Below are 9,857 nucleotides of genomic sequence, written 5' to 3'. Positions count from 1 at the left end.
CCTACCTAATGGTTAAACATAAAACCTCTGTATCATCAAAAGACTTTATCTCCCAATTTTCCAACATTGTTAGGAACTTAGTTCGTCCTCTTGGATTAGCCCGCTTAGGATTACCAAGCCCATTGCTTGGTACAGGTATGGCTTTTCCTTGGTCAGTCATCCGTTCGGTTAGCTTAGCTAACGATCGCCTTCTAGAAGACTTAAAACTGGGCTTAGATTTGACCATAGCAGGACACAAACCAGTGTACTGTCCAGAAGCAACAGTACTGGGGTATTTGCCAAAGCAACTACAAGCAGCGTCATGTCAAAGAACTAGGTGGGAACACGGTCATTTACAGATAATGGAAGCTTATGTTCCCGCCTTGTTTAAGGAAGCATTCTATCAAAGAAGATTTGATTTGTTGGTAAATGTCTTAGACTTGTGCATACCACCGCTTTCTCTGCTGGTTACGATCTGGTCATCTTTGATGGCAACTTGTGCGCTAAGTGCAGCTTTGGGAGCATCATGGATACCAGTTGCGATCGCGGCTACAGCAGGATTTTGTTTCCTAAGTGCAATTCTTATCGCTTGGGCTAGGTTCGCCAGAAAAGACTTACCTCTACAAGAACTCTTAACTGTTCCCTTTTACGTCCTCTGGAAAATTCCCATTTACATCAAATTTCTAGTAAAACCTCAAAAGGTGTGGGTTCGTACAGAACGGGATGTTGTCTGAAAACTAAACGCATATTACAGGAGATTTTACCTTGCAACCTATTGGAATTGCGATTATTGGACGTAATGAAGGAAACCGTCTGCGTCAGTGCCTACTATCAGTCATAGGAGAGGAAAAAACTGTAGTTTACGTTGATTCTGGCTCGACAGATGGTAGTGTGGCACTGGCTAATTCTCTTGGGGTTCATGTAGTGGAGCTAGATTTATCGGTTCCATTCACAGCCGCCCGTGCGAGAAATGCAGGTTTTGAATATCTCTTGCAAGTGAACCCACAGGTGGAGTTTGTTCAGTTTGTAGATGGAGATTGTCGAGTTGTAGAGGGATGGTTAGAACGTGCAGTGAGTGAATTAGTAGCTCGACCAGATGTTGCGGTGGTATGTGGTCGGCGTCGGGAAGAATTTCCTACCAACTCTATATATAATCTCCTTTGTGATATTGAGTGGGCAACTCCCGTAGGTGAAACCAAAGAATGTGGTGGTGACTCCATGGTGAGAGTAACTGCATTAAAAAAGGTAGGAGGGTTTAATCCAACAATGATTGCTGGAGAAGAACCAGAATTGTGTGTGCGGCTGCGTCAGCAGGGTGGAATAATTTTACGTGTTGACGCACAGATGACATTACACGATGCCCAAATTATCCGTTTTAGCCAGTGGTGGAAACGCTCAACTCGTAACGGTCATGCATATGCGGAGGGGTCTTGGTTACATGGTCGCAGTCCCGAACGTCATTGGGTGAGAGAAAGTTTGAGAAACTGGTTGTGGGCTTTGTTGTTACCTGTATTGGCAATTATTGGTCTATCACCAACCAAAGGGCTAAGCATACTCTTGCTGTTAATGGCTTACACCTGGGTAGCTTATCGAGTGTACCAACTTGTACTGCGTAAAGGTTTTCAGCAAAAGGATGCTATTATTTATGCCTTATTTTGTGTATTAGAAAATTACCCAAAATTACTAGGTCAAATCCGATTTCACGTTCACAGATTATTGAAACGGCAACGCACCCTTGTGGAATATAAAAGTATACCTTCAGCTAGTTGAGATAATTTTTTAGTGTAATTACTTAATAGTATGGTATAAAAATTGATAACAAAGGAGTTTAACTATTAATGGAAACAAAATTTAGAGCGGCAGTCATTGGTACGGGAGCAATCTCTAAAGAACATCTCAGTTTTCTTGCTAAATCAGAACACGCCCATTTGGCTAGTGTTTGCGATCTTTCAAAAGCTGCTGCTAGCTATGCAGCACGACGATATGGTGCCGACTCGACCTATACTGACTACCAGCAAATGCTAAGGGAAGTGAAGCCTGATGTTGTGCATATTCTGACTCCACCTCATACCCACAAGCAAATTGCTCGAGATTGCCTGCAAGCTGGTGTACACGTGTTTTGTGAAAAGCCCATTACACCAACATACGATGAATTTAAAGAACTTTGGACCCTCGCCCAGTCTTGCGCTCGCTGGCTGATTGAAAACCAGAATTACTGCTTTAACGAACAAATCCTTGCTATCAAAGACATAGTAGCAGAGGGTAGTATTGGGGAGATTCAGGAAATTGAAGTTCGGCTCGCCCTCGACATTCGCAGTGGTGGACCATTTGCAGACGAAAACTTGCCCAATCCCATTCATAAACTTCCAGCAGGAGCAGTTCATGATTTTATCACACACTTGTGTTCTTTAGTTGTGCGTTTTCTACCGGATTTCGATCGCGTCAGTGCTGCTTGGAGCAATCATGGTGGTGGAGATTTATTCAAGTACGACGATCTAGATGCGATCGTCATTGCAGGCTCAAAACATGCGCGAATTCGATTCAGTTGTCATGCTCTTCCTCAATGCTTTTACGTGACAGTACGAGGCGCAAAGGGTTATGTAGAAACGGATTTGTTTCAGCCCTACCTGCGTTATGTTAAACCCCGTGGTGGAAAACTTATTTCTCCCCTGATTAATCATTTTGTCAACGGGTGGGAGTTAATGAATGCATCATTTCGGAATTTTCGTCGCAAAATTATGCAAAAAACGCCCTACGAAGGTGTTCATCGGCTTTTGGATAAAACCTATAAAGCCTTAACTGATGGCAATGAGCCACCAATTAGTTTTGAGGATATGGAACGTACAAATCGATTAGTTAACGCCCTACTTATGGAGGTGAATCGAGTATGAAATTACTAATAACCGGAGCATCTGGTTTTCTCGGACAATATGTGGTTGCTGAAGCCCTACGACGGGGACATCAGGTGCGTGCAGTCGTAAGACCAACTAGTAATGAAAAGCGTTTAGCTTGGCACAATCATCCAGAAGTAAAACTAGTTCGTATCGATTTACGACGCAAAGATGGTATTGTTGATGCAGTGCGGGGCGTGGATGCAGTCATCCATTTGGCAGCCGTTAAGGATGGTGAATTTTACTCGCGATTTGCGGGTACAGTTATTGCCACCGAAAACCTACTTGAGGCGATGGTTGCAGCTCGAGTGCTGCGGCTCATTGATATTAGTAGCTTTTCAGTTTACGACTATTCATTTGGCAGAACAATCGCTGAAGATACGCCCCTCGAGCGCTACCCCCTTCAACGGGATGAATACGCCCAAGTCAAACTGCTTCAAGAAGAACTTGTCCGAGAATTTGAGCAAGATTACAAGACTCAGGGAGTGCAAGTCACATACATTCGTCCTGGAATGATTTATGGGCGAGATAACCTCTGGAACACCATTCTTGGGGCAAAATTGACCGACAATCTCTGGTTAAAAGTTGGCGGTCATGCACAAATGCCCTTGACGTATGTCGAAAATTGTGCAGATGCTATTTTGAGTGCTGCTGAGCGTGATGAAGCGATCGCTCAAACGATAAATATCGTTGATGACAACTTGCCTACTCAAAATGTCTATGCCCAGAAACTAGCTAAACATCTGGACAATCTACCCCGCACAATTCCTGTGAGTTTGTCAATATTGTACTTGTTTGCCTGGATATTCTGGATTTACAATAAACTAGCGCTTAAAGGACAAGCAAGGCTACCTGGTATATTTATCCCCAGAGTTTTGGATGCAAGGTTTAAGCCATTCCGCTACAGTAACACCCGTGCAAAAAAAGTTTTGAACTGGACTCCTCAGTATAGCCTCGACACTGCACTCGAACGTAGCTGCAGCAATGTTGAATTACTGGAAGTGCCTGCTCCTGCACCTGCGTTACAACCATTAGGAGGTTAACACAATGCGGATTGCTTACCTAACGGGTGAATATCCCAGAGCAACGGATACCTTTATCCAACGTGAAGTCTTTGGTCTTAGGGAACTCGGCGTCGAGGTACATACCTTTTCTGTTCGCCGTCCAGGAAACGAACATATGGTTGGACCAGAACAGCAAAGCGAAGGCGATCGCACCTTCTACATCCTTCCTGTAAATCTAATTTATTTACTGCTGTCACATCTTGCTCTATTTTTCGGCTCTCCAGTCAGATACTTACAAGCGCTAAAACTAGCATGGTCTACAAGCCAGCCCGGATGGCGCGGAATTATCTACCAATTATTCTACTTTGTAGAAGCAGGGATTCTAGCTCATCAAATTAAGACCAAACAGATCGAACACTTACACAACCACATAGTCAGTTCCAGTGGAACCGTAGCAATGCTAGCAGCTGAGTTGGGTGGTTTTACCTTCAGTTTCACTCTCCACGGTCCATATATTTTCTTTGAACCTCATCGTTGGCGACTTGATGAAAAAATTAAGCGAGCATTATTTGTGTGTTGTATCAGCCACTATGCTCGCAGTCAAGGAATGGTATTTGCCCCAATCGACAAGTGGAATCGGATGCACATCATTCACTGTGGTATCGACCCAGCCCTTTTTAATGTTGTGAATCATAACGAGTTAGGAAAACGCTTGCTTTTTGTAGGACGGCTAGCGGCTGCGAAAGGATTGCCAATCTTGCTTGAAAGTCTTGCAACTTTAAAGCAAGCGCATCCAGACATTCTATTAACAGTTGTCGGTGACAGTCCCGATCGCCAAAAGTTGGAACAAATGACTACTGATTTGGGATTGAGTAAAAATGTAGATTTCGTTGGTTATCAATCCCAAGCTGAGGTTCGCAAACATCTACAGCAAACAGATGTTTTTGTGATGTCTAGCTTTGCTGAAGGCATACCGGTAGTGCTGATGGAAGCTATGGCGGCTGGTGTACCTGTGGTAGCTACCCGAATTGCCGGAGTCAGTGAGTTGGTGGAGGATGGTGTTAGCGGGTATCTGGTTCCACCTGGAGACGTTGTTTCTTTAACAGAAGGCGTTGAAAAAATACTCATCGATCGCGAACTACGAGGTGCATTTAGCACAGCAGGTCGAGCCAAAGTGGAGAAAGATTTTAACATAACCTATGAAGTAAAACGATTGCATCGCCTTATATATAGTGCTTTGCAAGGAGAGGTTGAACCTATTCGTCCCCAATATTTAGAAGAACAAAATTCTTTGATGGAACATAAGACGTTAGTAGTTAGTAGATAGTCAGCAAACCAACAACTAACAATTAACACCTTAAGTAATTGAACTTAATTATCATTTGCTTTGCCCTATGCCCCAAGCCCAACCCAATGAAAGTGTATTTATTTTAGTCCAATTACTTATCTCTTAAAAAAACATGACATCTTTGAAAAAGCGTGCCATTCGTGGTGCGATTTGGACAACTTTGGGTTTTGGATGTATTCAAGTCTTAAGGTTGGGTAATAACTTAATTTTGACCCGCCTACTGCAACCAGAATATTTTGGGATCATGGCGTTGATCGTCACCCTCAGAGTTGGTCTGGAACTATTTTCAGACATTGGTATTTCCCAAAATATAGTTAATAGTAAAAGAGGTGACGACCCCGATTTTTTGAATACTGCGTGGACTTTACAAATCATTCGTGGTATCGTTATCTGGATTTTTGGCTTACTAATTAGCTTTCCATTCGCAAAGTTTTACAATGACCAACGCTTTTTGGGACTAATTCCTATTGTTGTCCTGTTCTCGGTTCTTGAAGGGTTTAGCTCTACTAGCGTGCATACTCTTCATCGGCGGATGGAACTGGGTAAACTTTCTTTATATGAATTTGTATTGCAAGCAAGTTTTCTTTCTACCCTAATTGTTTTAGTTTGGTTCTATCCAAATATTTGGGCTTTAGCAATTGGAACGTTAATCGGAGGATTATACAAGCTCATTAGCAGCTATCGGTTAATACCAAATTATTCTAACCGATTCGCGTGGGATCGAGATGCTGTCAAAGAGATTTTGTCCTTTGGTCGGTGGATGTTTATTGCTTCGGCACTCATGTTTGCTGCGGAACAAGCCGATCGCTTAGTTTTGGGTAAACTGCTGTCTTTTAAAATGCTAGGTGTTTACACGGTTGCCTATACCCTAGCAAGTATCCCCCGAGAAGTTATCAAACAACTTAGCTACAAAGTTATTTTTCCTGCAATTTCTCAACAAGCTGACTTACCAAGAGCGAGTTTGCGAGCAAAAATAATTCGCCAACGACAAATTCTGCTGGTAGGGTTTGCGGTTATACTAGCTGCACTCGTTACCATTGGCGATTTAATTATAAATGTACTCTACGATCGAAGATATACCGAAGCTACCTGGATGATGCCGATTTTATGTTGTGGCATTTGGTTTTCACTGCTATTTTATACGATTAACCCCGCTCTGTTAGCAATCAGTAAGCCCCTCTACTCCGCCCAAAGTAATTTCGCTCGCTTTGCAATCATTACTTTGTGTGTACCTCTGGCATATTACCGTTTCGGGATACTAGGGGCGATCGTAGTTATCTCTCTCAGTGATTTTCCCTTATATATAGTTAACCTTTACGGACTCTGGCGAGAAAAGCTCTCTTGCTTTATTCAGGATGTCCAAACGACAGCTTTGTTTATCGGAGTGCTGGCTTTATTTCTGCTCGTTCGGAATTCTTTAGGGTTGGGACTACCAATTCAAGCGCTCTTTTAGCAATAGATATCTGGTGAAAAAGGTGTAAGGGCGAACAGCCGTTCGCCCCTACTAAAGCTTTCGGGTAATGCATAATTAATTTCTGGAGATGTCTAATATGTAAGGGAAAAACTCAAATAGGAAAACACTGTATTGAGCGCGGGTTTCCCGATTTAGTTAAGTGTTCTATAGGTTTTTCCAAGCTTCATCTCCTCTTTATCAAGCCAATATTCATTCAGCGCGGATTCACTGATTTTCTTAAAATCTTGTAGGAGAGTATCATCCAAATTATCTAGCAGCATATGATTTCTATTATTTTTATGATGCAATTTTTCTTGCTGTCGAACATTTTCTTCTAATAGTTTAAAAGCCCCACTAATCACCTCAGAAGTATTGGTCTATTTACCTTTTTCAATTTGAATTTTTATGAATTCCTCCTATTCTAGATTTAGAGAAATATTCATTGGCTAGTACCTTTGCTTTTTTCTGCATTTTACTATATTGATGGAGTAAGGAGAGAATTTTGAGTTGATTTGCACAGGATGTAATTACTCTTCATTATGTTTATGTTTGCGATGACGAAGACGTAAGGTGATTACAGCAACTACCGATTAAGCCGTTTGAAATGTTCCTCACCCCAGTTGCAGAGTGCGCTTAAAACAGGTTCGAGACTTCTACCATAATCAGTGAAGGAATACTCAACTTTAGGAGGCACATCGGAATAAACGTTCCGATTCACAATCGCATCTTTTTCCAGTTCGCGAAGTTGTTGTATTAGCATTTTCTCAGTGATTTCAGGCATCGATCGCTTGAGTTCACTGAAACGTCTTGCTCGATCTTTCAAGTGCCACAAAATTAAAATCTTCCACTTCCCGCCCAAAACTTTGAGCGTGGTTTGCACAAACACGGTGCCTTTCGTCTGTTCTGACATCTGTGCCTCCTTAAGGACTCATAGGTACTTACAAAAAAGTAAGTACTTCCAAAAAAGTCACTATTCTGTTTATCTTAGGAATTGTTTAATAATCATCTGCTATTGGGTAGCAAATGCTATGTCACCTTTGCAAGGAAAAGTCGCTATTGTCACGGGTTCATCACGCGGGATTGGAAGAGCCATCGCCGAACGTTTAGGACGCGATGGAGCAAAAGTAGTCGTCACCTACACCGGACATCAGGATAAGGCGGAGGAAGTTGTCTCAGCAATCGAGGCAAGTGGTTCAGAGGCAATTGCTGTACAAGTCAACGTCAGAGAAATTGAAGACGTTCGCAGCCTCTTTCGGAAAACACTAAATCGTTTCGGTAAGTTAGACATACTGGTAAACAATGCTGCCGGAACAAATATTTTCCAACCCACTGCTGAGATGACCGAAGAAGAATACAATAGTATGTTTGATATCACCAGAGGCGTTTACTTTGCTCTGCAAGAAGCAGCAAAGCATATGGCAGATGGCGGTCGGATTATCAGTATTTCTACTAGTGGTACGGTAATGGCGATTCCAGCAGGAGGTGCCTACGCGGGTAGTAAAGCAGCGATCGAGCAATTTAGTGCAGGACTAGCAAAAGAACTGGGTGTACGTGGAATTACTGTAAATACTGTATCTCCGGGAGTCACAGACACCGACGGTTTGGTCTTAGAGCAAGCACAGGTCGAGCAGTTGATTGCACAAACACCACTCGGGCGGCTTGGACAGGCTGCTGATATTGCTGATGCCGTTGCTATGCTGGTTTCAGAGGACGCACGCTGGATAACGGGACAGCATATTCTGGCAAATGGTGGTATTGTTTGAAGGTTTGGAATGGAACATCAGATAGAGTATGTAAGCTAACATCTGTAAAGAGAGTATTGATAACGTTTTGCAGGTGAACCAAATTGGCAATCACATCGGCATAGATGCTGGTATTGCCTGCGATCGTGGGCAAGCAAGTCAGCCAATACTCCTCAAAGAAAATTTGGTAAAGTTGGGCGATCGCTTGCTTTAAACTGACTCGCGCCTCTAGTGACAGAATAGACTCTCCCAACCTGCCCCACTCTGCAGTCTGGTGAAGTCAGTTAACCGAATTACTTCGATTTCCTACGAATTGCTCCGTTTTGCGGACTTCTCGCTATAGGCAGTCTCAGTAGGTCGTAGCGGCTCGCTACAGCTTGCCAATATCTGATAGTCGCCCCGAAACTGAGTCAGTATGGACTCTTCTGGAGGGATCTGCTCTAAATAGGTTTGGCACAACTTTTCCATGAATCTTAGATTACCAGATTTTGCCTCCCTTGTTTACCTTCGCGAAGCGGCTCGGAACGAGCATCGCATGAACACCCCCCCTGAACGGTTACTACTTTTCTTACCTTTTTTACTTTTAAAAAAATTAATAAAATAAAAACAGATACTTATAACAATAATTTGTTAAAAAATAATAATAACTAAGTTAAATATAGTTGATTTCTAGAGCTTCAAATGCTATAAGATTAATTACAGAATTAAAACTTACTAAAAACTTAATAACACTGTAATATCAAGTCAGGTTAAAGACTTATCATAAAGACCGCAGGGTGCAGGGTGCAGGGGGAAAGATGATTTCAGGCTTTTGCACAGAGATCATTTTTTATAATTAATCAACCGGATTTGATATAACATGAACGCAGAAACCTAATAAGTCCAAGAAAAATATTGGAGGCAGGTTCTGTCAGCCCTTTTAGAGAATTCTCTATTCTACGGCAGCTAGAGAGCCAACTTATGACTCTTTTTAAGATGTAAGCGACAAATTCTTTAAGCAGTTACAGGATAAGAGTTTTTAGACTATATTTAGCTAAATTGCTTATCTAACGTCATTAAATAGCTAATGATTGAGACGCCAAGTTGGGCTTTGATGGTCTTTTCGATCTCAGTCCCCTTAACGTAACCTTCTTGTTATTTATACTGTGTCTACCAATATCAGGAGGTCAATTTGTATAGAAGGTGTGACCGAAACAGAAAACGTTCAAAACGACGGGCTATATACTGTCCAATTCATGGAGACTATCTTCATAGTGTGAGTCGAAAGCATTCATTGTTTGCTAGCCACACAGTATTACTCCAGAAACAAGAAGTCAGCCAACAGAATGCCCAAATAATGCTAATGCCTGAGACTAGAATTTCCTTAAAGGATGAATGGTTAGAAGCATTTTGGTGCGACCGGTGTCAGGAAACGAAATGGTATCACATTCAAAAGCAGGA

General features: G+C 42.2%; 9 protein-coding genes and 1 pseudogene. 9 read left to right on the top strand and 1 reads right to left on the bottom strand.

Annotation, left to right across the window (positions count from 1 at the left end; translation table 11 throughout):
• The 6 genes from ACKTT2_RS01665 to ACKTT2_RS01640 all read left to right on the top strand — a co-directional run.
• Window positions 1-713, top strand: a 713-nt coding sequence (locus ACKTT2_RS01665; protein ID WP_407883308.1) for a glycosyltransferase family 2 protein, incomplete at its 5' end; no start/stop codon positions are given.
• A 31-nt stretch (window positions 714-744) separates the two neighbouring features.
• Window positions 745-1,749: a glycosyltransferase family 2 protein gene (locus ACKTT2_RS01660; RefSeq protein WP_407883306.1), complete on the top strand. Its 1,005-nt coding sequence runs from the start codon at window positions 745-747 to the stop codon at window positions 1,747-1,749.
• Between the two features lie 68 nt (window positions 1,750-1,817).
• Complete coding sequence (locus tag ACKTT2_RS01655) at window positions 1,818-2,870, top strand: Gfo/Idh/MocA family protein (RefSeq protein WP_407883304.1); 1,053 nt, start codon at window positions 1,818-1,820, stop codon at window positions 2,868-2,870.
• Entirely contained in the window at window positions 2,867-3,913 is a 1,047-nt protein-coding gene (locus ACKTT2_RS01650; RefSeq protein ID WP_407883302.1) for an NAD-dependent epimerase/dehydratase family protein, read from the top strand. Before ACKTT2_RS01655 ends, ACKTT2_RS01650 begins: the two co-directional genes overlap by 4 nt.
• Window positions 3,914-3,917: 4 nt before the next feature.
• Window positions 3,918-5,201: a glycosyltransferase gene (locus tag ACKTT2_RS01645; RefSeq protein ID WP_407883300.1), complete on the top strand. Its 1,284-nt coding sequence runs from the start codon at window positions 3,918-3,920 to the stop codon at window positions 5,199-5,201.
• Between the two features lie 133 nt (window positions 5,202-5,334).
• A complete protein-coding gene (locus tag ACKTT2_RS01640) occupies window positions 5,335-6,675 on the top strand; it encodes an oligosaccharide flippase family protein (protein ID WP_407883298.1) in 1,341 nt (446 codons plus the stop codon).
• A 583-nt stretch (window positions 6,676-7,258) separates the two neighbouring features.
• On the opposite strand, the gene ACKTT2_RS01635 is transcribed toward ACKTT2_RS01640, so the two are convergent.
• Window positions 7,259-7,585 carry a winged helix-turn-helix transcriptional regulator gene (locus ACKTT2_RS01635; RefSeq protein ID WP_407883296.1) on the bottom strand — a complete coding sequence of 109 codons (327 nt, stop codon included), beginning with the start codon at window positions 7,583-7,585 and terminating at the stop codon, window positions 7,259-7,261.
• 118 nt (window positions 7,586-7,703) lie between these two features.
• Here ACKTT2_RS01635 and ACKTT2_RS01630 point away from each other — a divergent pair, with 118 nt between their 5' ends.
• The 3 genes and pseudogenes from ACKTT2_RS01630 to ACKTT2_RS01620 all read left to right on the top strand — a co-directional run.
• Window positions 7,704-8,438, top strand: coding sequence for an SDR family oxidoreductase (locus tag ACKTT2_RS01630; RefSeq protein WP_407883294.1), 735 nt, complete (start codon window positions 7,704-7,706; stop codon window positions 8,436-8,438).
• A 67-nt stretch (window positions 8,439-8,505) separates the two neighbouring features.
• Complete coding sequence (locus ACKTT2_RS01625; RefSeq protein WP_407883292.1) at window positions 8,506-8,631, top strand: hypothetical protein; 126 nt, start codon at window positions 8,506-8,508, stop codon at window positions 8,629-8,631.
• A 957-nt stretch (window positions 8,632-9,588) separates the two neighbouring features.
• A pseudogene (locus ACKTT2_RS01620) lies at window positions 9,589-9,857 on the top strand (hypothetical protein); the annotation flags it as partial.

Origin of the sequence: Scytonema hankhaensis NUACC26, assembly GCF_045865695.1 — a bacterium.
Taxonomy (GTDB): domain Bacteria; phylum Cyanobacteriota; class Cyanobacteriia; order Cyanobacteriales; family Nostocaceae; genus Scytonema.
This window is presented reverse-complemented; position numbering and strand designations above follow the sequence as displayed.

Coding starts and splice junctions, on each gene's coding strand:
- ACKTT2_RS01630 (WP_407883294.1), top strand. CDS start 7,704: ATGTCACCTTTGCAAGGAAAAGTCGCTATTGTCACGGGTTCATCACGC.
- ACKTT2_RS01650 (WP_407883302.1), top strand. CDS start 2,867: ATGAAATTACTAATAACCGGAGCATCTGGTTTTCTCGGACAATATGTG.
- ACKTT2_RS01635 (WP_407883296.1), bottom strand. CDS start 7,585: ATGTCAGAACAGACGAAAGGCACCGTGTTTGTGCAAACCACGCTCAAA.
- ACKTT2_RS01640 (WP_407883298.1), top strand. CDS start 5,335: ATGACATCTTTGAAAAAGCGTGCCATTCGTGGTGCGATTTGGACAACT.
- ACKTT2_RS01645 (WP_407883300.1), top strand. CDS start 3,918: ATGCGGATTGCTTACCTAACGGGTGAATATCCCAGAGCAACGGATACC.
- ACKTT2_RS01655 (WP_407883304.1), top strand. CDS start 1,818: ATGGAAACAAAATTTAGAGCGGCAGTCATTGGTACGGGAGCAATCTCT.